Here is a 21,456-nt window from a genome sequence, read left to right on the forward strand (position 1 = left end):
GAATTTCCCGAATCCGGGAAGGGCACGTCAGAAGTGCCGGATGCTGTCCTGTACCATCCCCAGAAGCCGCTCCGCCGCCTTGGAGATGTGCCGTCCCCGCGCCTGGATGATCAGGTAGGGCTCGACCGTCAACAGCCGGTTCAGCTGCAGTCGCCGCAGGTCGGCCGAGACCGGCGGTTCGAGCATCAGGTCGATCACCTCCTGCGACATCGGCGCGACGGCGTCGGAGTCCTTCAGAAGCGCGATGATCGCCAGCAGCGAAGAGGTGGTGATCACGTCGGGCGGGGCGGTCATCCCCTCGTCGTGGAAGGCGGTCTCGATCGCCGCGCGGATCGGCGCGCCGCGTTGTTGCAGGATCCAGCGCGTGGCGTGCAGGTCAGCGATGGCGACAGGGCTGTGACCGAGCATCGGGTGCCCGTCGCGCACCAGAAGCTGCACGATCTCGTCGCGCGCCGGTTCGAGGATGAAGTCGCGCTCGTCGAACTGCGGCGGCAGGCGGGCGAGGGCGAAGTCGAGCTCGCCGCGTTCCAGCGCTTGCACCAGCGCGACCGAGGGCGCGACTTCGATCGAGATGTCCATCGAGCTGGACACCGCCTTCAGCCGCTGCACCTGCGGCACCAGCTGGCCGAGCGCCGGGCCGGTCACCGCGCCGACCCGCACCGTGCCGCCGAGGCCGGAATGCAGATCGTCGAAATCTTCGGCCATGCGGCGCAGGTCATGCTCGATGCGGCGCGCGTGCTGGGCGAGCAGCGCGCCCGTGGGCGTCGGTTCCATCCCCTTGGGCGTGCGCTGGAACAGACGCGCGCCAATGGCACGCTCCAGCTCGCCCAGCATCCGGGAGGCTCCGGGCTGGGTCATCCGGCAAGAGGTGGCGGCCACCTGCAACTGCCCGTGCTCGGATATCGCCGCGATGAGACGGATTTGCGCGGGGCGCAGGTTCCTCAGAAGCTCTGACACGTAGCATACCTTAACTGTTATGCAGATCACCAATAATGGTATTTGTTCGGTATGTCACGATTAAGTAGGACTTTTGACGTCCCCACGGGAGTCCATTCGGAGTCCGGGGGGACCAGCGGGGTGCGGGAGACGCCCCCTTCAACGGGAGGATACCGATGAAACTGACGAAACTCGCGGGTGCGCTCGCGGTAAGCCTTATTGCGCTTTCCAGCGCGGCCTTCGCGCAGGACAAGGGCACCGTGGGCATCGCCATGCCGACCAAGAGCTCGGCGCGCTGGATCGACGACGGCAACAACATGGTCAAGCAGCTCGAGGAAGCCGGCTACGGCACCGACCTGCAATACGCCGAGGACGACATTCCCAACCAGCTCGCGCAGATCGAGAACATGGTGACCAAGGGCGTCGATGTGCTGGTGATCGCCGCCATCGACGGCACCACCCTGTCGAACGCGCTGGCCAACGCCGCCGCCTCGGGCGTGCGCATCGTGGCCTATGACCGCCTGATCCGCGACAGCGGCGACGTCGATTATTATGCCACCTTCGATAACTTCAAGGTCGGCGTGCAGCAGGCGACCTCGCTGGTCGAGGGCCTGAACGAGCGCTTCCCCGACAGCAAGCCTTGGAACGTCGAACTCTTCGGTGGCTCGCCGGACGACAACAACGCCTACTTCTTCTACAACGGCGGCATGTCGGTGCTGCAGCCGCTGATCGACAGCGGCGACATCGTCGTCCAGTCCGGCCAGATGGGCATGGACAAGGTCGGCACGCTGCGCTGGGACGGCGCGGTGGCGCAGGCGCGCATGGATAACATCCTGTCGGCCAACTACACCGACAAGGACGTGCACGGCGTACTCGCCCCCTACGACGGCCTGTCCATCGGCATCCTGTCGTCGCTCAAGGGTGTCGGCTACGGCTCCGGCGATCTGAAGATGCCGATCGTCACCGGTCAGGACGCGGAAGTTCAGTCGGTGAAGTCGATCCTCGCCGGCGAGCAGTATTCGACGATCTTCAAGGACACCCGCGAACTGGCCCGCGTCACCGTCGGCATGGTCAACGCGCTGATGGAAGGCTCCGAGCCCGAGATCAACGACACCTCCACCTACGACAACGGCGTGAAGGTCGTTCCGTCCTACCTGCTCGAGCCCGTCCCCGTCGACGCCTCGAACTGGGAAGAGATCCTGATCGGCTCCGGCTACTATACCGAAGACCAGATCAAGTAAGCACTCCTCCCGAGCGCCCCATTTGCTCCCGGGGCGCTGCATTGGGGGAGGCCCTCGGGCCTCCCCCGACCTTCACTTCATACAAGGCAGGTACGGGTCATGACTCTTCTGCTCGAGATGCGCGGTATCACCAAGGAATTTCCGGGTGTGAAGGCGCTCGACCAGGTGAATCTCCAGGTCCGCGAAGGCGAGATTCACGCGATCTGCGGCGAGAACGGTGCCGGCAAGTCGACCCTGATGAAGGTGCTTTCCGGGGTTTACCCGGTGGGCAGCTACGACGGGGAAATCCACTACGACGGCCATCTCGCCGAGTTCAAGACGCTGCGCGACAGCGAGGAACGCGGCATCGTCATCATCCACCAGGAACTCGCGCTGGTGCCGCAGCTGTCGATTGCCGAGAACATCTTCCTCGGCAACGAGCGGCAGACCGGCGGCGTGATCCAGTGGCAGGAAACCTTCCGCCGCACCGAGGAACTGCTGGCCAAGGTCGGCCTGCGCGACGCGCCGGGCACGCTGGTCGACAGTATCGGCGTCGGCAAGCAGCAGCTGGTCGAGATCGCCAAGGCGCTGTCCAAGGACGTGAAGCTGCTGATCCTCGACGAGCCGACGGCGGCACTGCAGGAGAACGACAGCCGCAAGCTGCTTGACCTGATGCTCGAGCTGAAGGCGCAGGGCGTGACCTGCATCATCATTTCCCACAAGCTGAACGAGGTGCGCTACGTCGCCGACACGGTTACCGTGATCCGCGACGGTATGGCGGTCTCGGAGCTCGACGCCTCGCAGGGCCTGTCCGAGGACCGCATCGTCCGGGACATGGTGGGCCGCGACATGTCGCAGCGCTACCCTGACCGCAACCGCCGCGCCGGTGAGGTGGTCATGGCAGTGAAGGACTGGAACGTCTGGCACCCCGAGCACGCCGAGCGGCAGGTCATCAAGAACATCAGCTTCAACGTCCGCGCCGGCGAGGTCGTCGGCATCGCCGGTGTCATGGGCTCGGGCCGCACCGAGCTGGCCATGTCGATCTTCGGCCAGAGCTGGGGCAGGGGCATCTCGGGCGAGGTGAGCTTGCACGGCAAGCCGATCGACGTCTCGAAGGTCGATCGCGCCATCGACGCGGGGCTGGCCTATGTCACCGAGGACCGCAAGTCGCTGGGGCTGATCCTCGACGAGAGCATCCGTTTCAACACCACCCTCGCCAACTTGAATGGCGTCTCCGACAAGGGCGTGCTGAACGAGGCCGAGGAGACCGATGTCGCCGAGCGCTACCGCAAGGCGCTGGCCACGCGCACGCCGACGGTGATGCAGAAGGTCGGCAACCTCTCGGGCGGCAACCAGCAGAAGGTGGTTCTGGCCAAGTGGCTGTTCACCGAGCCCGAGGTGCTGATCCTCGACGAACCCACGCGCGGCATCGACGTCGGCGCGAAATACGAAATCTACTCGATCATCAACGAGCTGTCCGCGCAGGGCAAAGCCGTCGTGATGATCTCGTCGGAGATGCCCGAACTGCTGGGCATGTGCGACCGCATCTATGTCATGAACGAAGGCGCTTTCGTCGGGGAACTCTCCGCCGAGGAAGCCAGCCAGGAGCGCATCATGTCGCTCATCGTCAGCGAGTGAGAGGGGAGGGGACATGTCCACTCATACGGCAGAAACCGCAGGGCAGCCTGAAAGCCAGGGCCTGAAGCACTACCTGCGCAACCACATGCGCGAATACGGGCTGCTCTTCGCGCTCATCGCCATCATGGTGTTCTTCCAGGCGGTGACCGGCGGCACGCTTCTGCGCCCGGTCAACATCACCAACCTGTTCCTGCAGAACAGCTACGTCATCATCATGGCGCTGGGGATGCTGATCGTCATCGTCTCGGGCAACATCGACCTGTCGGTCGGCTCGGTGCTGGGCTTCATCGGCGCGCTGGCGGCGGTGATGATCGTGCATTGGGGCTGGTCCGTCCCCCTGACCATCATCACCTGCCTGATCGTCGGCGGGCTGATCGGCGCGGCGCAGGGCTACTGGGTGGCCTATTGGTCGATCCCCTCGTTCATCGTGACGCTGGCGGGCATGCTGGTGTTCCGCGGCGCCTCGCTCTGGCTGCTGCAGGGGCAGTCCGTCGGCCCCTTCCCGCCGGGCTTCCAGATGCTCTCGACCGGCTTCGTGCCCGACCTCTTCCCGGCCGCGATGACCGCCGGGCTGGCCGAGATCGCCGGGTCGCGCAACTTCAACCTGCTGGCCATGGCCGTCGGCATCATCGCCGCCGTCGCCATCGTCTGGCTCGGCCTGCGCGAGCGCGCGCGGGACAAGGCCTATGGCATCGAGGGCGAGCCCGCGAACTTCTTCTGGGTGCGCAACGCCATCGTCTGCGGCGCGCTGCTTTTCCTGACCTACAAGATCGCCACCTTCCGGGGTCTGCCCAACGTGCTGGTCACCATGGGCGTGCTGATCATCATCTATGCCTTCATCACCCAGAAGACGGTGATCGGCCGCCGCATCTACGCGCTTGGCGGCAACCGCAAGGCGGCCAAGCTCTCGGGCATCAAGACCGAGCGTCTGACCTTCCTCGCCTTCGTCAACATGGGCGTGCTGGCGGCGCTGGCGGGTCTCGTGTTCGCTGCGCGGCTCAACACCGCGACCCCCAAGGCGGGCTTCGGCATGGAGCTCGACGTGATCGCGGCGGTCTTCATCGGCGGCGCGTCGATGGCGGGCGGCTCGGGCAAGATCGTCGGCGCGGTGGTCGGCGCCTTCATCATGGGCGTGATGAACAACGGCATGTCGATCATGGGCATCGGCATCGACTACCAGCAGATGATCAAGGGTCTGGTGCTGCTCGCCGCAGTGATCTTCGACGTCTACAACAAGTCAAAGCAGGGCTGAGCCACGCGCTCGGCCCCCAAACAAGCCCTCTGAGCAGTTCACCGGAGACCGACCATGTCCGCCAAGGATTTCACCCCCGCCCCCTGGCCGCGCAAGCTGCGCTCGACCCATTGGTACTCGGGCAACTCGCGCGACACGATCTACCACCGCGGCTGGCTGAAGAACCAGGGCTACCCGCATGACCTGTTCGACGGGCGGCCGATCATCGGCATCCTCAACACCTGGTCCGATCTCACCCCCTGCAACGGCCACCTGCGCGAGCTGGCGGAAAAGGTGAAGGCGGGCGTCTGGGAGGCCGGCGGCTTCCCGGTCGAGGTGCCGGTGTTCTCGGCCTCCGAGAATACCTTCCGCCCCACCGCGATGATGTTCCGCAACCTCGCGGCGCTGGCCATCGAAGAGACCCTGCGCGGTCAGCCCATCGACGGCGCGGTGCTGATGGTCGGCTGCGACAAGACCACGCCCTCGCTGATGATGGCCGCCGCGTCGTGTGATGTGCCCTCGATCGTCGTCACCGGCGGGCCGATGCTGAACGGCTATTTCCAGGGCGAGCGCGTCGGCTCCGGCACGCACCTCTGGAAGTTCTCCGAGATGGTGAAGGCCGGGGAGATGACGCAGGAGGAGTTCCTCGAGGCGGAGCAGTCGATGTCCCGCTCCTCGGGCACCTGCAACACCATGGGCACGGCCTCGTCGATGGCGTCGATGGCCGAGGCGCTCGGCATGGCGCTTTCCGGCAACGCCGCGATCCCTGCGGTGGACAGCCGCCGCCGCGTGATGGCGCAGCTTTCGGGCCGCCGCATCGTGCAGATGGTGAAGGACGACCTGAAGCCGTCGGACATCCTGACCAAGGAAGCCTTCGAGAACGCCATCCGCACCAACGGCGCGATCGGCGGGTCGACCAACGCGGTGATCCACATGCTGGCGCTGGCGGGCCGGGTCGGCATCGACCTGACGCTCGACGACTGGGACCGCTGCGGCCGCGACGTGGCGACCATCGTCAACCTCATGCCCTCGGGCAAGTACCTCATGGAAGAGTTCTTCTATGCCGGTGGCCTGCCGGTGGTGCTGAAGCGCCTCGGCGAAAGCGGGCAGCTGCACAAGGACGCGCTCACCGTCTCGGGCAAGAGCATCTGGGACGAGGTCAAGGACGTGGTGAACCACAACGAGGACGTCATCCTGCCGCTCGAGAAGGCGCTGACCCAGCAGGGCGGCATCGCCGTGCTGCGGGGCAACCTCGCGCCCAAGGGCGCGGTGCTGAAGCCCTCTGCGGCCTCGGAGCACCTGCTCAAGCACAAGGGCCGCGCCGTCGTCTTCGAGGACATCGACGACTACAAGGCAAAGATCAACGACGAGGCGCTCGACATCGACGAGACCTGCATCATGGTGCTGAAGAACTGCGGGCCCAAGGGCTACCCGGGCATGGCCGAGGTCGGCAACATGGGCCTGCCGCCGAAGGTGCTGAAGAAGGGCATCACCGACATGATCCGCATCTCCGACGCGCGCATGTCGGGCACCGCCTATGGCACGGTGATCCTGCACACCTCGCCCGAGGCGGCGGCGGGCGGGCCGCTGGCCGTGGTCCGCGACGGCGACATGATCGAGCTCGACGTGGCCAGCCGCCGCTTGCACCTCGACATTCCGGACGAAGAGCTGGAGGCGCGCCTCGCCGCCTGGGCCCCGACGCATGACCTGCCCGGCTCCGGCTACGCCTGGCTTCACCAGAGCCATGTCGAGGGCGCCGACACCGGCGCCGATCTCGACTTCCTCAAGGGCTGTCGGGGCAACGACGTGGGCAAGGACAGCCACTGATGGAGGTCTTCGACGCCCGGATTTGCGCACTGGGAGAGGGGCCGCTCTGGCATCCCCTGCGCGAAGAACTCTTCTGGTTCGACATCACCGGCCGGCGGTTGATGTCGCATCACCCGGCCTCGGGCCACACCCGCGCGGTGCCGCTGACCGACCTGTGCTCGGCGGCGGCCTGGATCGACCACGACCGCCTGCTGGTCGCCTCCGAGACCGGGCTCTGGACCTATGACGTCACAACCGGGGCCTTCGGGCATCTTGCCGACCTCGAGAAGGACAATGCCGTGACCCGCTCGAACGACGGTCGGGCGGACCCCTGGGGCGGCTTCTGGATCGGCACCATGGGCAAGAACGCGGAGCCGGGGGCGGGGGCGATCTACCGCTATTTCCGCGGCGTGCTGCGCAAGATCGTCGACGGCATCACCATCCCCAACGCGCTCTGCTTCGACAAGGCGCGGGGCTGTGGCTACTTCGCCGACACCGATGCGCGGCTGCTCTTCCGGGTGCCGCTGGACGAGACCGGCTGGCCCACCGAGGCACCCGAGGTCTTGGTCGACTTCACCCACGCCGGGCTCAACCCCGACGGCGCGGTGACCGATGCCGCCGGGACTCTCTGGCTGGCGCTCTGGGGAGAGGGGGCGGTGATCGAGGTCTCGCCCGAGGGCAGGCTTGGGTCGCGCCACGAGATGGCGGCACCGCACAGCACCTGTCCGGCGTTCGGCGGGCCGGAATTCTCCACGCTCTACTGCACCAGCGCAACACAGGGTCTTGGGCCCGACGCGCTGGCCGAGGCCCCGATGTCCGGCGCGGTCTTCGTCGAGCTCGGCGCGGGCCGGGGCCGCGCGGAGCCCGCGTTCATACTCGATACGGGAGACGCCTGATGAGCGATCCGATCCAGCTTGGCCTCGTCGGCCTCGGCACCATCGCGCGCAACCAGCACCTGCCGTCGCTGGCAGAGGTCCCGGCGCTGCGCCTTGCCGCCATTGCGAGCCGTCACGCCGGGCACGACACGCTGCCGTCCTACCATGATATCGACGAGATGCTGGCCAAGTCTCCGGACCTGCAGGCCATCTCGCTCTGCACCCCGCCGCAGGGCCGCTTCGCGCAGGCGGTGGCGGCGATCACTGCGGGCAAGCACGTGATGCTGGAAAAGCCGCCGGGTGCCAGCGTCTCCGAGGTCGAAGGGCTGGCGCGGCTGGCGCGGGCGAAGGGGGTGACGCTTTTCGCCACCTGGCATTCGCGCGAGGCGGCGGCGGTCGAGGAGGCGCGGGCGCTGCTCACTTCCGCCGCGATCAGGCGGGTGACGATCACCTGGAAGGAAGACGTGCGCCACTGGCACCCGGGGCAGGAATGGATCTGGGAGCCGGGTGGGCTCGGTGTCTTCGATCCCGGCATCAACGCGCTGTCGATCCTCACCCGCATCCTGCCCGAGCCGGTGCACCCCGTGGCAGCGCATCTGGAGGTGCCGCAGAACAAACAGGCCCCGATCGCCGCGAAGCTCGACATGCAGACCGCCTCGGGCGCGCCCGTCGAGGCCGAGTTCGACTGGCGCCAGACCGGGCCGCAGACCTGGGACATCCGCGTCGAGAGCGACGGCCCCGAGGTGCTGCTGCGCGAGGGCGGGGCGAAGCTCTTCGTCGGGGGCGCGGAGAGGATCGCCGCCGAGGACCGCGAGTACCGGCGGCTCTATGTCCGTTTCGCGGAGCTCATCGCGGCGGGCGAGTCCGATGTCGATCTCGCGCCGCTCCAGCTTGTCGCCGACGCCTTCCTGCTGGGCGCCCAGTCCCGTGTCGAGGCATTCCATGACGATCCCTGAGCGCCATCCCTTCGGACACGTGCGCTCGAGCACACCGGTCGAGCGCATCGTGCTGCGCGCCGGCGAGGTGAGCGCCGAGGTGCTCACCTATGGCGCGACGCTGATGTCGCTGCGGGTACCCGACCGGCAGGGACGGCTCGACGACATCGTGCTCGGTTTTGACGACCTCCGGGGCTATCTCGACAACCGCATGTTCTACGGCGCTTCGGTGGGGCGCGTCGCGAACCGTATCGCGGGCGGGCGGTTCACCCTCGACGGGCGAAACCACCAGCTGGCGCAGAACGAGGGCGAGACCACGCTGCACGGCGGACCTGATGGCTTCGACCGGCGCAACTGGGCGGTGTCCGAGCTTGGTGATGGCGCGGTGACACTCGAGATGGTCAGCCATGCAGGGGATCAGGGGTTTCCCGGCACGCTGACAGCGCGGGCGATCTATGCGCTGCGCGCCACCCCCGCAGGGGCATGTCTGAGCCTCACCTACGAGGCCGAGACGGACGCGCCGACGCTGGTGTCGATGACCAACCACAGCTTCTTCGCGCTGGCCGGGCTCTCGGCGCTGCCCGATCGCCCACGCTCGGCGCTCGAGTACCGGCTGAAGGTGCCCGCCGCGCGCTACCTGACGGTGGACGAAAAGCTCATCCCCACCGGCGTTGCGCCGGTCGGGGCCAGCCCCTTCGACTTCCGCGATGGGCGGCAGCCGCTGACCGCCGTGCGCTCCGGCGCGCTCGACGGCTACGACCATTGCCTCTGCCTCGATCCCGGCGAGATAGAGCTGCATGATGCCGTCAGCGGGCGGCTCATGCGGATGACCACCAACCTTCCCGGATTGCAGGTCTACACGGGCAATTTCCTCGACGGCTCGGTCCCGGCCAAGGGCGGCTACGCGGCCCGCAAGCACGACGCGATCTGCCTTGAGCCGCAGATCTGGCCCGATGCGATCAACATGCCCGAAAGCTGGGGCGCACAAAGCCCGGTGCTGCGGCCGGGAGAGCTGCGCCGCGCGGAGATGAGCTTTACCTTCGGCATCCGCTAGGGCACGGCGCGGCCAGCGGTACCGGCCGCCCCGTGCCGCCGGTCCGCGGAGCGCATGTTTCGCCGCCATGCGTGGGCAGATTCCCGCCGCAACCTATGATCGGATTGCATGGCCGGGATTCGCGCTGGCCTTTGATGCAAACCCGTGTTCCCATTGTAGTGGGATACGCAAATCAAAACGTGGGTGACATGGGTTCGACTCGTTACGCGAAGCTCCTGATCGATACCGCAGACACGTTGGCCGAGGCACGGACACCCCAGGAAAAATGGGATGCCGCGGTGACGATCGGCCGCCGGATCGGAGCGAAGGATGTCAACTGCGGGGCCATCATGCGCGACACGCGCGAGCTGGCGTGGCTGCGCAGTTCCATGGATATCAGATGGCTGCGGCAGTACCATCAGGCGCGCTTTTATGAAATCGACGCGGTGCTGGCCGGGTGCAAGGCCGGAACGCCTCACCAGTTTCTCGACGTCCGGAACCAGCTGACATCGGCGACGGGGGCGCGGCGCCGGGACATGTACCGATGCCTGATCGACTTTGATTATCGCTACTTCATTGTGCAGACCTGGGGCTTCGGCGCGACGGAGCGGTCGATTGTCCTCGGCTGCGAGAACGACCCCCTTGATCTCTACGGGCCGGGCACCGACCGCGCCTTCCGGGCGGTCTCGGCGATGATGAGCGATGCCATCCTGCCGCCCGGCGATCAGGCGACGCAGGAATGGGTTTGCGAGTCGCCCTGGACGCATCTGAGCGCCCGCGAGCGCGACGTGCTGAGCTATCTCGCGCTTGGGCTGGAATTGCACGAGCTGGCCGAGCGCTTCACCATGACCGAGAAAGAGGTGGCTTGGACCTTGCGCAGCGCCTGCCGGACGCTGGGCGTTGCCGCCCCCGAGCAGGCGCTGTCCCTGGCGATGGCGCGGGGCCTAATCGCGCTTTAGCGGGTGCCGCGCCGTGACGCCTTGGCGCCACGGCGGACGTCAGCGTCCCTTGATCTGGATGGTAAAGCTGGTCTGGGCCCCAGCGGGTGGCGGCGGGAAGGGCGCGGCGCTGCGCACGACCCGCAGGGCAGCCTGGTCGAGGGCCGACGAGCCGGAACTCTGCGCCACCGAGGCTCCCGCAAGGCCGCCGCTCCCGGACACCCGGAAGGCGACGACCGTCGCGCCGCGGGCGTTGACCCGAGGTTTCGGAACGCGCGAGAGCTTGCGCATCACCTGGCCCGGATAGTTGCTTGCGGCGGCATTGCCCGCCTCCTGTGCGCGGCCACCGTTGCCGGCGGTGGCAGAGGCCCCACCGGCGCGGCCGGTGGCGGCCCCGGCGACGGCGTTCTGCTCGGCATTGCCCTGCGGACGCGCTGCCTGCTGGCGCGGCTCGGGGGTCGGCTTGGGCTGCGGTTGCGGCTCGGGCTCCTTCGGGCGCTGCGCGATCTCGGGGGCACGCTCCTTGGGACGCGGCGACTGCTCGGGCGCGGCTTCGGTGACCTCCTCGGGCGCCTCTTCCTCGGGCTTCAGCACTTCGGGATCTGTGGCCTCGGCGGTGAGCGTCTCTGGCTCGGGCTGCACGGTTTCGGGGGTCTCTGGCGGCTCTTCGCGCACCACCTCTTCGTCCGGTGCCACCGGCACCACCGGCTCGGCCTCCAGCGGCGGCACGACGGGCAGCGCGGCGATCTGCGGGTCGAGCGGCTCGGGCTGCGTCGGCGTGACGGGCACCGGCTGCGCCTGCTGGACCTCTTGCGGCGGCACCGGTTCCGGCTGCTCCGGCGCAACCGTCTCGGCGGTTTCCTCGACCGGATCGGCGGACATCGTGCCCATCGCCATGTCGGCGAAATCGGTGCCGAGCGCGAGGTCGCTGCCGCCCGACATGCCTTCCATCTCGGCCTGCATCTTGGGCGGCATCACCGCCAGCAACGCGCCGCCATGCGCCGAGAGTGCCAGCACCGCAGCGGCGAGCTTCACCTTGCGCGAGGATGCAATCATTCCAGCCCCCTTTCGGTGACGATCATCACCTTCTCGGCTCCGGCGGCGCGCAGGGCGCGGCCGATGTCCACCAGTTTCGCGGCGGGCAGGTCGCGGTCGGGCACCAGCCGGGCCAGCGTCATCGCCTCCTCGCCCAGCACCTCGAGGAATTCTTCGGGCGCGGCGATGGCTTGGCCGCGGACGGTCATCGACCCGTCGGCATCGATCACCAGCGCGTCGGCCGGCGCCGCGCCCTCGAGATCGGCGGTGTGCACGAGGTTCAGCGACGGATCGAGCGGACGCGCCACGGTGCCCGCGACGAGGAAGAAGACCAGCATCAGAAAGACGATGTTGATCAGCGCGATCGTCGGTTCGCGCTCGGTTTTCTGTTTCTTGCGGCGCATCAGGAGGCTCCAAGAACCGTGGCGCGGAAGCCGCTGACGCCGCGCAGGGTCACCAGCAGATCCGTCAGCCGTTGCGCGCTGACCTCGCCGCGCAGCGCCACGATGAGCGGCTGCGGCGCGTCTTCGGCGGCGGGCTCGCCGCGCGTCTCCGCCAGCTTGGCGGGCAGCTCGTCGAGTGTCAGCTCGGTGCCGTTGAGGCGAACCGTCTCGGCGCCGAGCTGCAGGAACAGCGGGCGGGTGTCCGAGGCGGCGGCCCCGGAGCCGGCCGCGGCGAGCTCCACCTCGGCAAAGCGCGTGAAGGTCGAGGTCAGCATGAAGAAGAGCAGCAGCAGGAAGATCACGTCGATGAGCGAGGTCATCGACAGCTTCCGCCGCCGGCGGATCTTACGCATGGCGCGCGGCACCCTTGGGCCGAAGCGCCTCGGCGGAGGTGCCGGTGGGCGACAGGATGGTGTGCACGGCACGCTCGGCCAGCACGCGCTCGGATTCCATGCGCGCCTCGAACCAGCTCAGGATCACCGCCGTCGGCATGGCGACGACGAGGCCGACCGCGGTGGTCAGCAGCGCCACCCAGATGCCGCCCGCGAGAATCGACGGATCAACCTGGCTGCCCGCGTCCTGCAAGGACTGGAACGCCGAGATCATGCCGAGCACCGTGCCGAAAAGGCCCAGGAGCGGCGCCAGCTGCGAGACCGAGTCGAGCAGACGGAAGCCCTTTTCAAGCCGTGCGAAGCGGGTCTCGGCCTCGGCTTCGAGCCGTGCCGGGTCGGTCTGGCCGGACATCGCCATGTCGATCACCGGGCGCAGGTAGGAGCGCGAGCGGTTCAGCGCCTCGCGCGCGCCGGTGCGGTCGCCGCGGTCCCAGGCGTTGACGGCCTCGCGCAGCGCCGCATGACGTCCGACGCCCGAGGCGGCGAATTGCCAGAACTTGTAGAGCACCACCGCCAGCGTCAGCAGGGAGATGGCGACGAGCAGCAGAACCACCGGCCCGCCAAGGTCCGCGATGCGGCGAATGCCGTCCAGGATCATGTCGATCATCCGATCACCTCCACGTCGCTGCGCGATTTCAGCTCAAGACCCTTGGTACAGAGGTCCGACTCGGCGCCGCCCGCCTCGCAGCGGTTGGCGCCATTGATGAGAATCTGTCCAAGCCCGTCGCATCCGGTGCCCGGGACAACGAATTGCCGGACGCGCGGACGGCCCGCGGGCAGGCTGCCGAAGTCGAAGAGCGTCAGCCGATCGACCTGCCCCTCGGTGTTCAGCAGCACGGTCTCGTAGACCGCCGCGTCGATGTCGGTGTCGTGGCCGTTGCGGATGAGGAAGCTCAGCTGGCATCCGGACTCGACGCTCTTGGTGGCGTTGAGTTCGAGCGAGAGCACGCCGGCGGCGCCGGTCTCCTGGGCGGCGAGCGGCAGCGGCAGCAGCGCGAGAAGCGGCAGGGTTATGCGGAGAATACGCAAAACAAGGTCTCCTGACTTTGGCTGGAAAGGCTTGCCCTCGGGGGTCCGGAGGCTGGCAGGCACGGGGAGATATGACTCCATTGTTGCCCTATGTGTCACGAACGCAAGCGATGCTCAATACCTGACTAAATCAATACAGAATTTTGCACATGAGGGACAGGGCTCCCTTGGATCGCTGAAGCGGCCATCGGCAATTTGGCATTGCGCCGATCACGGGTGACCTTCGGGGGCCGAAATATGCAGATAGGCTAAGAGAGTTTCACGTTAACAGATGGTGTTCAGTCCGGCAGGAGCCGATTTCACGGTGTCAGAGCCCTCCGGCCCCAACGGCGACCGCGCCGAAATTCCGCAATTCTTCTGTTCCAGAGTTCCGGACTCGCCATTCGAAACCGACCGAGCTCGGCGCTCGGCGACTGGAGCGGCTGATCCCGCACGCGCGCCGTCAGGGAATATGATCGATGTCACGGCCGAGGTTCGCGGCAGCCTTTCTCCCTTGGCAGCTCCGGCGCGATGTCGGCGGTCTTTGCTGCCAAGGGTATTCGTCGAGGATGTTGAGACTCCGGAGGGCCAACTCGTCGCACCAGCCCGGCGATCCCGCGACAGGCACAGCGGCCATAGGCCCGGGGCAGCGCGATGAGGTCGGCGGTCAGCCGGTCAGCAAGTCTGCCAGCGCCGAGAGCTCGCCCTGGCGGATTTCATGGCCACCGTCATGGGTCTCGGTCCGCAACTCTGCACCCTGCGCGCCGAACCATCGAACCAACCTGTCGCTCAGCCCCCAGGGGCAGATCGGATCGCGGTGCCCGGCGGTGATCAACACATGCCGCCCGCCGAGATCGACAGGCGCGGGCTCCCAGGGAACGAGCGGGTGCAGCAAGCCGATCCGGTCGAAGAGTTCGGGATGCGCCATCACCACCGAGGCAAGGATGTTGGCACCGTTGGAATAGCCGAAGCCATAGACCGGAACGCCCGGATTGGCTTCTTTGTGCGCGGCGACGAACGCGGCCATCCGCTCGGTCCGGCGGGCGAGGTCGTCCATGTCGTAGACGCCCTCGCCGGTGCGCCGGAAGAAGCGTGCGGCGCCGCCTTCAGAGACGTCCCCTCGGGGCGAGACGATGCCCGCGCCGGGGTGGATCTGCCGCACCAGCTCGAAGAACTGGTTCTCGTCCCCGCCGGTGCCATGAAAGGCGAAGATCAGCGGGGCGCCCGGATCGGGGGAACGGGTGCGGGCATGGTAGCTCAGGGTCTGCGTCATGATCAGGCTCCGATTGCGGGCAGAAGCTCTTCGATCTGGCCGCGGTATGGCTCGTATCGGCTCGGCAGCTTCAGCGCCTGCCCGAGGTTCGCGGTGTCCTCGTCCCGGTCGAAACCGGGCTCGTTGGTGGCAATCTCGAACAGCACGCCGCCGGGGGTGCGGAAGTAGATCGCCCAGAAGTAGTCCCTGTCGATCACCGGGGTCACCTGGTAGCCGGTGTCGAGCAGCGCCTCGCGCACCCGCAGCTGCGCCGCGCGGTCCTCGACCGCAAAGGCGATGTGATGCACCGATCCTGCGCCCTGCGCCGCGGTCTGACCACCGGCTACGGTCTCGAGGTCGATGGTGTCGGCGGCATTGCCGCCCTCGATGCGGTAGCGGGTGACGGCACCGTCGGTCTCGTCCTTCTGGTAGCCCATGAAGGTCAGCAGCTCGGCGGTGGCGGCGCTGTCGCGCAGCCGCATCCGGGCGCCGTGAAAGCCGAGGATGCCGGCCTCTTCGGGCACGCCGGCGCCGGTCCAGGCGGTGCGGCCGCGATCAGCACTCTCCACCAGCGCGAAGCCGTCGCCATCGGGGCCGGCGAACGCCAGCCGGGTTTCGCCGAGGAAGCTGCTTTCGGTCAGCCCGGTCGCGCCCTTGGCGGCGAGCCGGTCCTTCCAGTAGCCGAGCGCGCCCTCGGGCACGGCGAACTCGGTCACGCCGACCTCACCGGTGCCGCGGCGGCCGCGGGGCATCTGGCCGAAGGGGAAGTAGGTCATCACCGAGCCGGGGGTGCCGATCTCGTCGCCGTAGTAGAGGTGGTAAACCTCGGGCGCGTCGAAGTTGACGGTCTTCTTGACCCGGCGCAGGCCGAGGGTGTCGGTGAAGAAGCGGTTGTTCTCGGCCGCATCCGCCGCCATCGAAGTGACGTGGTGCAGCCCTTTGATGTCCGTGATCATCTCGATCTCCATCAAGGGGTGTCTGGTGCATCCAAGGTAGGCGCTGAGATAATTTTTAAGAATAGAAACAAAGCGGCATTTACTATTGCGATAGATCGTAACAATTTGCTGTCATGCAGACCATCAAACCGATCCGCGTCTTTCTGGAAGTCGTTGAGCAGGGCAGCTTCGCCGGCGCGGCCCGCAGCCTGCGGATGACCCCGGCCTCGATCACCAGGATCATTGCCCAGCTCGAGGAAGACCTCGGCCAGCAACTGCTGCTGCGCACGACGCGGCAGGTCTCGCTCACCGGGGCAGGGGCGATGGTCGCGGCGCGCTACCGCCCGGTGCTCGAAGAGTTCGACAGGGTGACCGAGGAGGTCACGCGCACCACGACGCCCGACCGCGGACGGCTGGCGATCAACGCGCCGATGTCGTTTGGCATGCGGCTGATGCCGGGTCTGGTGGCGAGTTTCCGGCTGGCCTATCCGCACATTGCGCTCGATATTCATCTGACCGATGTGCTGATCGACATCCTCGAGGCGAACTGCGATCTTGCGATCCGCATCTCGGACCCTCCGGCGGACAAATCCACGATCTGGCGGCGGATCTGCCAGGTGCCGCGGCAGGTGGTCGCTTCGCCCGCGCTCTTCGATCGCATCCCGCGCCCGGAGGCTCCCGACGACCTGCGGCCCGAGCACTGCCTGTCCTACGGGCATGGAGCCGCCGCCGAAACCTGGACCTTCACCCGCGGCGGCCAGCGCCGGACGCTGCGCGCCGGGACCGATGTCACGTCGAACAATGGCGAATTCCTCTACGAGATGGCGCTGTCAGGCAACGGCATGGTCAACCTGCCCGATTTCCTGGTGCGGGAGGGGCTGGCCTCAGGCGCTCTCGAGGTGGTGTTGCCCGAGTGGCAACTGCCGCCACTCAACCTCATGCTCTATTATCCGCCCTACGAGAAACTGCCGCCGCTGGTCGGGACCTTCACCGACTTCTTCGAGGCCTATATCCGCGACATCGACAGTTTCAATTTCTGAGCTGCCTAGGGTGCCCCTGCGGCCTGACCGGTGACGCAGGCGCCGGTATCGGCTTGCAGAGCGAAGTCTTCCGGACCTCGAACACTTTGGTGACGGAGAGCGCGTCGGTTGAGCCGCGGGTGGCAGACAGGCCCGACGCCTCCCACATTCCGATTTCAGTCTGGTCGCCCAGTGGGCCACTGACACCGTCAGCTCGGTCATGAGCCAGGACGCGGGAGCGGCGCGGCGGCGCATAGGAGTGAACTTCGGCGATCTTTCGAGAGCCATCCCTGGACAGGACTGGTTGGCACCGAGCGCTTTCGCCTAATCCTTAGGCGCAGCGTAGCACCGGCCGACCCTCCATGCGATCGCGATCCGGACGCGCCTGCCGATCCCTGCGGCGCCAGAGGCCCTCTCTATATGCGGGAAATTCCATCCGGCACGCGCCGGGCTTTCTTTATTCCAAACGCGAATGAAATCTTCGCGCTTCGTCATTGGACAGGTCCGACCGGCTGCTCAGAGACTGCTTTCATCAGAGTAGAACTGAAAGCGGAAGCTACAATGCAGAATGCCGAACCGATCTGGGCCCACGTTGAGTCGCATCAGGATGACCTCGTAGAGCTTTCGGACCGTGTCTGGGGAATGCCCGAGACGCTCTATGCCGAATATGAATCCTGTTCCGAGCACACGCAGGTGCTGCGCGCCAAGGGCTTCAAGGTGACCGAAGAGATCGCGGGGATCCCGACCGCGGTCATGGGCGAGGCAGGCGAGGGTGGCCCGGTGATTGCCATTCTGGGCGAGTATGACGCGCTGCCCGGTCTCAGTCAGGAGGCGAATATCGCCGAGCCGCGCCCGATCGTGCCCGGTGGCAACGGCCATGGCTGCGGTCACAACCTTCTGGGCTCGGCGGCCCTGCTCGCCGCCTGCGCGTTGAAGGACTGGCTTGCCGAGAATGGCCTGCCCGGACGGGTGCGCTACTACGGCTGTCCGGCGGAAGAGGGCGGCGCTGCCAAGGCCTTCATGGTGCGCGAGGGGGCCTTCGACGATGTCGACGCGGCGATCACCTGGCATCCGGCCTCGATGACCAAGGTCGACGAGGCCGAGAGCCTCGCCAACACGCGGATGGACTTCGAGTTCACCGGACGGTCGAGCCACGCCGCCGCCGCCCCGCATCTCGGCCGCTCGGCGCTCGACGCTGCCGAATTGATGAACGTCGGCGTGCAGTACCTGCGTGAACACATTCCGCAGGAAAGCCGCATCCACTACGCCTACCTCGATGCCGGCGGCACCGCGCCCAATGTCGTGCAGGGCAAGGCCAAGACCCGCTACGCAATCCGCTCGACCACGCTTTCGGGCATGTTCGCGCTCAACGAGCGGGTGCAGAAGATCGCGCGCGGCGCGGCGATGATGACCGACACCGAGGTCTGCATCTCGGTGATGTCGGCGGTCTCGAACATGCTGGGCAACACGCCGCTCGAGGAAGCCATGCAGAAGGCCATGGACGGGCTCGGTGGCGTGCCCTTCGATGACGTGGACCGCCAGTACGCCACAGAGATCCAAGCCACGCTCAGCGCCGAGGACATCGCGTCGAACTACCGCTCGGTGGGGCTGAAGCCGCGCAGCGACGAACCGCTCTGCGACTACGTCGTGCCGATGGAGAACCGCGGCACGAAGATGATGGGCTCGACCGACGTCGCCGACGTGTCCTGGGCGGTGCCGACGGTGCAGGCGCGCGTCGCCACGCATGCCATCGGCACGCCCGGCCACAGCTGGCAGATCACCGCGCAGGGCAAGGCGCCCGCAGCGCACAAGGGGATGGTCTACGCCGCCAAGGTGATGGGGGCGACCGCGCGCATGCTCTATTCCGACGAGACGCTGCTGGCCCGCGCCAAGAAGGATCACCGTGACCGGCTCGGTGCCGAGCCCTACGTCTGCCCGATCCCCAAAGACGTCCTTCCGCCGCTCAAGCCGCGTCCCGCGGCCGAGTGAGCGCGTGACTCTGGCGGCGCCGGCACAAGGCGTCGCCACTCCGTGGCTCGGGCCAAAGAACACCCGGCCATCCCCAACAGGAAAGGAAACTTGGTCCATGAAACGTAACTTACGCCTCCTGTCATCGGCGGCCCTTGCCACTGCTTTGGCCGTCCCTGCCGTCAACGCCGAGACACCGGCCAACGCGCTCGTCATGGCGTGGAACATCGACTCGATCTCGACCTTCGACCCGGCCCAGGTCGGCGAGGTGGTGACCAACGAGCTGCTGCAGAACACCTGCGAAGAGTTGGTCGCCCGCGTGCCGAGTGACGAGGCCGAGGTGCGACCCGCCTTCGCCGAGAGCTGGGATGTGGCCGAGGATGGCAAGACGATCACCTTCCACCTGAAGTCGGGAGCGGTGTTCCCCTCGGGAAATCCGGTGACCGCGCAGGACACCATGTGGTCCCTCAAGCGCGTCATCTCGCTCGGCTACGGCAACGCGGCGCAACTGACGGATTACGGCTTCACCGAAGAGAACATGGACGAGCGCATCACCGCGCCCGATGACACGACGCTGGTGCTGAAATTCGGCGACGTCTACCCGACCTCGCTTCTGATGCAGGCCATCGCCGCCAACCGCGTGGCCGGCACGCTCGACAGCAAGCTCATCATGGAGCACGAGCAGGACGGCGATCTCGGCAACGCGTACCTCAAGGACAAGACCGCCTGCTATGGCCCCTACAGCCTTGCGCAGTGGAACCAGGGGCAATCGGTGGTGCTCGAAGCCAACGAGACATACGCGGGCGAGAAGCCGAAGCTCGGCCGCGTGTTCATCCGCCATGTGGCCGAGACCGGCACGCAACGCCTGATGGTCGAGAACGGCGACGTCGACATCGCCCGCGACCTGACGCCGGACGACCTGCGCGAGCTCGAGGCCAAGGACGGCGTCTACGTCACCTCGGCGCTGAAGCCGCAGCTGATCTTCTGGACCTTCAATGCCGCCGACGAGATCTTCGACGATCCCAAGGTGCGCCGGGCGATGAAATACCTCATCGACTACGACGCGCTGGGGGACACGGTGATGCAATACCTCGGAACCCCCTGGCAAAGCTTCGCCCAGTCCGGTGCGCTTGGCGCGCTGCCCAAGGAAGAGGCCACCCCGTTCTCGCTCGATCTCGACAAGGCCAAGGCTCTGCTGACCGAGGCAGGATATCCCGACGGCTTCGAAGCGACCATCTACGTCGGCTCGCTGCCCTGGTCGGCGCCGCTGGGCCAGCACGTGCAACAGAATGCCGCGAAGATCGGCGTGACCTTCAACATCGAGCAGATGGCCAACGCGCAGTTCTTTGCCAAGGTCCGCGGTCGTGATTTCCAGACCGGCATCAAGGCCTGGCAGACCGGCGTTCCAGACGCGCATGGCAACGCCTCGCGGCTCGTGTTCAACCCGGACAACAGCGACGAGGCCAAGGCCACGCAATTCCCGTCCTGGCGCGCGTCCTTCTATGACGAGACGATGAACGAGCTGGTCACCGCTGCCGCGGTCGAAACCGACGTCGAGAAGCGCAAGGAGATGTACGCCGAGCTCCAGAAGGACTGGATGGACAATGGCGAGATGGCCGTGATGTTCCAGACCTATTTCGTCGCCGCGGCGCGTGACACGCTCAAGGATTGGACGTGGAACGGCTTCCAGGTCTACTACGGCATGGCGAGCAAGTAATGGCGGACACGGGGACGATGACCAAGTCGCTCTCCGCCACCGGCCGCGGCAGGACCATCGTCCTGCCGCGTCTGGTCGGAGGTCTCAAGACGCTCGGTTCGGTACTGGTCACCTTGCTGGGCCTCGCCGCGCTGACGTTCATGATCGGCCGCATGCTGCCCATCGACCCGGTGCTGGCGGTGCTCGGCGACAATGCCACGCAGGACGCCTATGACGCGATGGCCGCAAAGATGGGGTTGGATCAACCCCTGCTGGTCCAGTTCGCCGACTACCTGTGGAACATCCTGCATTTCGACTTCGGCAATTCGCTGCTCTCGGGGCGCCCGGTTGCGGATGAGATCGCGCGGGTCTTCCCGGCGACAATGGAACTTGCGACGCTGGCGATGATCATCGGCACCGGCATTGGCGTGCCGCTCGGCGTCGTGGCCGCGGTGTACCGCAACTCGCCGATCGACCATGTGGCGCGGATCGTCTCGCTGCTGGGCTACTCGGCGCCGAACTTCTGGCTCGGCCTGATGGGGCTTGTGGTGTTCTACTCGGTGCTGGGCATCGTCGGTGGGCCGGGACGCATCGACATGATCTACGAGTTCGACCTGCAGCCCGTGACCGGCTTTTTCCTGATCGACTCGGCCCTGGCCGGAAAGTGGGACGTCTTCGGCAACGTGCTGAGCCACCTGATCCTGCCCGCGCTGATCCTTGCGCTGAGCGCGCTGGCCTATGTCAGCCGCATGACCCGCACCTTCATGATCGACCAGCTCGAGCAGGAATACGTGATCGCCGCCCGCGCCAAGGGCATCGGCCGCTGGCGCATCGTCTGGACCCACGTCTTCCGCAACGTGGCGGTGCAAGTGATCACGGTGGTTACGCTGTCCTACGCCTTTCTTCTGGAGGGGGCGGTGCTGACCGAGACCGTCTTCGCCTGGCCGGGCTTCGGCCGCTACATGACCAACTCGCTGCTCTCGGGCGACATGAACTCGGTGGTGGGCTGCACCCTGGTGATCGGCGTGATCTTCGTCGTGCTGAACCTGTTCTGCGACATCCTCTACCGCGTCATCGACCCGCGCACCCGCTGAGG

The 21,456-nt window shown here is 66.7% G+C and carries 20 protein-coding genes; 12 read left to right on the top strand and 8 right to left on the bottom strand.

Going from position 1 to position 21,456, the window contains the following annotated elements:
* Positions 1-27: 27 nt before the first annotated feature.
* Positions 28-957, bottom strand: a complete 930-nt coding sequence (locus IQ782_RS13855; protein WP_194135234.1) for a LysR substrate-binding domain-containing protein — start codon at positions 955-957, stop codon at positions 28-30.
* A 155-nt stretch (positions 958-1,112) separates the two neighbouring features.
* Here IQ782_RS13855 and chvE point away from each other — a divergent pair, with 155 nt between their 5' ends.
* From chvE to IQ782_RS13895, 8 genes are all read left to right on the top strand, one after another.
* The gene (gene chvE / locus IQ782_RS13860) at positions 1,113-2,177 is read left to right on the top strand and encodes a multiple monosaccharide ABC transporter substrate-binding protein (RefSeq protein ID WP_194135235.1); all 1,065 of its coding nucleotides are present in this window, start codon (positions 1,113-1,115) and stop codon (positions 2,175-2,177) included.
* Positions 2,178-2,276: 99 nt separating this feature from the next.
* On the top strand, positions 2,277-3,794 hold the full coding sequence (mmsA, locus tag IQ782_RS13865; protein WP_194135236.1) for a multiple monosaccharide ABC transporter ATP-binding protein: 1,518 nt from the start codon (positions 2,277-2,279) through the stop codon (positions 3,792-3,794).
* A gap of 13 nt (positions 3,795-3,807) precedes the next feature.
* Positions 3,808-5,046, top strand: a complete 1,239-nt coding sequence (gene mmsB / locus IQ782_RS13870; protein WP_194135237.1) for a multiple monosaccharide ABC transporter permease — start codon at positions 3,808-3,810, stop codon at positions 5,044-5,046.
* Positions 5,047-5,100: 54 nt separating this feature from the next.
* On the top strand, positions 5,101-6,852 hold the full coding sequence (gene araD / locus IQ782_RS13875) for an L-arabinonate dehydratase (protein WP_194135238.1): 1,752 nt from the start codon (positions 5,101-5,103) through the stop codon (positions 6,850-6,852).
* Positions 6,852-7,727, top strand: coding sequence for an SMP-30/gluconolactonase/LRE family protein (locus IQ782_RS13880; RefSeq protein ID WP_194135239.1), 876 nt, complete (start codon positions 6,852-6,854; stop codon positions 7,725-7,727). Before araD ends, IQ782_RS13880 begins: the two co-directional genes overlap by 1 nt.
* Complete coding sequence (locus IQ782_RS13885) at positions 7,727-8,662, top strand: Gfo/Idh/MocA family protein (RefSeq protein WP_194135240.1); 936 nt, start codon at positions 7,727-7,729, stop codon at positions 8,660-8,662. Before IQ782_RS13880 ends, IQ782_RS13885 begins: the two co-directional genes overlap by 1 nt.
* Positions 8,649-9,695, top strand: coding sequence for an aldose epimerase family protein (locus IQ782_RS13890; RefSeq protein WP_194135241.1), 1,047 nt, complete (start codon positions 8,649-8,651; stop codon positions 9,693-9,695). Before IQ782_RS13885 ends, IQ782_RS13890 begins: the two co-directional genes overlap by 14 nt.
* A gap of 179 nt (positions 9,696-9,874) precedes the next feature.
* Positions 9,875-10,633: a helix-turn-helix domain-containing protein gene (locus IQ782_RS13895; protein ID WP_194135242.1), complete on the top strand. Its 759-nt coding sequence runs from the start codon at positions 9,875-9,877 to the stop codon at positions 10,631-10,633.
* Positions 10,634-10,672: 39 nt separating this feature from the next.
* Here the strand turns inward: IQ782_RS13895 and IQ782_RS13900 are convergent, their stop codons facing one another.
* The 7 genes from IQ782_RS13900 to IQ782_RS13930 form a co-directional block, all read right to left on the bottom strand.
* Positions 10,673-11,668 (bottom strand): energy transducer TonB family protein, encoded by a 996-nt coding sequence (locus IQ782_RS13900; RefSeq protein WP_194135243.1) that lies wholly within the window; start codon positions 11,666-11,668, stop codon positions 10,673-10,675.
* Positions 11,665-12,051: an ExbD/TolR family protein gene (locus tag IQ782_RS13905; protein ID WP_194135244.1), complete on the bottom strand. Its 387-nt coding sequence runs from the start codon at positions 12,049-12,051 to the stop codon at positions 11,665-11,667. The genes IQ782_RS13900 and IQ782_RS13905 overlap by 4 nt, the downstream gene beginning before the upstream one ends.
* Positions 12,051-12,443 (bottom strand): ExbD/TolR family protein, encoded by a 393-nt coding sequence (locus IQ782_RS13910; RefSeq protein ID WP_240989286.1) that lies wholly within the window; start codon positions 12,441-12,443, stop codon positions 12,051-12,053. The genes IQ782_RS13905 and IQ782_RS13910 overlap by 1 nt, the downstream gene beginning before the upstream one ends.
* Entirely contained in the window at positions 12,436-13,089 is a 654-nt protein-coding gene (locus tag IQ782_RS13915; RefSeq protein ID WP_194135245.1) for a MotA/TolQ/ExbB proton channel family protein, read from the bottom strand. Before IQ782_RS13915 ends, IQ782_RS13910 begins: the two co-directional genes overlap by 8 nt.
* The gene (locus IQ782_RS13920; protein ID WP_240989287.1) at positions 13,086-13,511 is read right to left on the bottom strand and encodes a hypothetical protein; all 426 of its coding nucleotides are present in this window, start codon (positions 13,509-13,511) and stop codon (positions 13,086-13,088) included. Before IQ782_RS13920 ends, IQ782_RS13915 begins: the two co-directional genes overlap by 4 nt.
* Before the next feature lie 646 nt (positions 13,512-14,157).
* Positions 14,158-14,763, bottom strand: coding sequence for an alpha/beta hydrolase (locus tag IQ782_RS13925; RefSeq protein WP_194135246.1), 606 nt, complete (start codon positions 14,761-14,763; stop codon positions 14,158-14,160).
* 2 nt (positions 14,764-14,765) lie between these two features.
* On the bottom strand, positions 14,766-15,698 hold the full coding sequence (locus tag IQ782_RS13930; RefSeq protein WP_194135247.1) for a VOC family protein: 933 nt from the start codon (positions 15,696-15,698) through the stop codon (positions 14,766-14,768).
* 113 nt (positions 15,699-15,811) lie between these two features.
* Between IQ782_RS13930 and IQ782_RS13935 the strand changes: the two genes are divergently transcribed.
* The 4 genes from IQ782_RS13935 to IQ782_RS13950 all read left to right on the top strand — a co-directional run bounded on the left by IQ782_RS13935 (position 15,812) and on the right by IQ782_RS13950 (position 21,454).
* On the top strand, positions 15,812-16,717 hold the full coding sequence (locus IQ782_RS13935) for a LysR family transcriptional regulator (RefSeq protein WP_194135248.1): 906 nt from the start codon (positions 15,812-15,814) through the stop codon (positions 16,715-16,717).
* 540 nt (positions 16,718-17,257) lie between these two features.
* The gene (locus tag IQ782_RS13940; RefSeq protein ID WP_194135249.1) at positions 17,258-18,685 is read left to right on the top strand and encodes an amidohydrolase; all 1,428 of its coding nucleotides are present in this window, start codon (positions 17,258-17,260) and stop codon (positions 18,683-18,685) included.
* Between the two features lie 97 nt (positions 18,686-18,782).
* A complete protein-coding gene (locus tag IQ782_RS13945) occupies positions 18,783-20,381 on the top strand; it encodes an ABC transporter substrate-binding protein (RefSeq protein WP_194135250.1) in 1,599 nt (532 codons plus the stop codon).
* Between the two features lie 17 nt (positions 20,382-20,398).
* Positions 20,399-21,454, top strand: coding sequence for an ABC transporter permease (locus tag IQ782_RS13950; RefSeq protein ID WP_194135251.1), 1,056 nt, complete (start codon positions 20,399-20,401; stop codon positions 21,452-21,454).
* Positions 21,455-21,456 lie beyond the last annotated feature (2 nt).

It is taken from the genome of Salipiger mangrovisoli (assembly GCF_015223355.1).
GTDB lineage: Bacteria > Pseudomonadota > Alphaproteobacteria > Rhodobacterales > Rhodobacteraceae > Salipiger > Salipiger mangrovisoli.

Excerpts from the sequence above, each read along its gene's own strand:
- IQ782_RS13925 (WP_194135246.1), bottom strand. The coding sequence starts at position 14,763 with ATGACGCAGACCCTGAGCTACCATGCCCGCACCCGTTCCCCCGATCCG.
- mmsB (WP_194135237.1), top strand. The coding sequence starts at position 3,808 with ATGTCCACTCATACGGCAGAAACCGCAGGGCAGCCTGAAAGCCAGGGC.
- araD (WP_194135238.1), top strand. The coding sequence starts at position 5,101 with ATGTCCGCCAAGGATTTCACCCCCGCCCCCTGGCCGCGCAAGCTGCGC.
- IQ782_RS13900 (WP_194135243.1), bottom strand. The coding sequence starts at position 11,668 with ATGATTGCATCCTCGCGCAAGGTGAAGCTCGCCGCTGCGGTGCTGGCA.
- IQ782_RS13945 (WP_194135250.1), top strand. The coding sequence starts at position 18,783 with ATGAAACGTAACTTACGCCTCCTGTCATCGGCGGCCCTTGCCACTGCT.
- IQ782_RS13940 (WP_194135249.1), top strand. The coding sequence starts at position 17,258 with ATGCAGAATGCCGAACCGATCTGGGCCCACGTTGAGTCGCATCAGGAT.
- IQ782_RS13930 (WP_194135247.1), bottom strand. The coding sequence starts at position 15,698 with ATGATCACGGACATCAAAGGGCTGCACCACGTCACTTCGATGGCGGCG.
- IQ782_RS13910 (WP_240989286.1), bottom strand. The coding sequence starts at position 12,443 with ATGCGTAAGATCCGCCGGCGGCGGAAGCTGTCGATGACCTCGCTCATC.
- IQ782_RS13905 (WP_194135244.1), bottom strand. The coding sequence starts at position 12,051 with ATGCGCCGCAAGAAACAGAAAACCGAGCGCGAACCGACGATCGCGCTG.
- IQ782_RS13915 (WP_194135245.1), bottom strand. The coding sequence starts at position 13,089 with ATGATCGACATGATCCTGGACGGCATTCGCCGCATCGCGGACCTTGGC.
- IQ782_RS13890 (WP_194135241.1), top strand. The coding sequence starts at position 8,649 with ATGACGATCCCTGAGCGCCATCCCTTCGGACACGTGCGCTCGAGCACA.
- IQ782_RS13885 (WP_194135240.1), top strand. The coding sequence starts at position 7,727 with ATGAGCGATCCGATCCAGCTTGGCCTCGTCGGCCTCGGCACCATCGCG.
- IQ782_RS13950 (WP_194135251.1), top strand. The coding sequence starts at position 20,399 with ATGACCAAGTCGCTCTCCGCCACCGGCCGCGGCAGGACCATCGTCCTG.
- IQ782_RS13880 (WP_194135239.1), top strand. The coding sequence starts at position 6,852 with ATGGAGGTCTTCGACGCCCGGATTTGCGCACTGGGAGAGGGGCCGCTC.
- chvE (WP_194135235.1), top strand. The coding sequence starts at position 1,113 with ATGAAACTGACGAAACTCGCGGGTGCGCTCGCGGTAAGCCTTATTGCG.
- IQ782_RS13935 (WP_194135248.1), top strand. The coding sequence starts at position 15,812 with ATGCAGACCATCAAACCGATCCGCGTCTTTCTGGAAGTCGTTGAGCAG.
- mmsA (WP_194135236.1), top strand. The coding sequence starts at position 2,277 with ATGACTCTTCTGCTCGAGATGCGCGGTATCACCAAGGAATTTCCGGGT.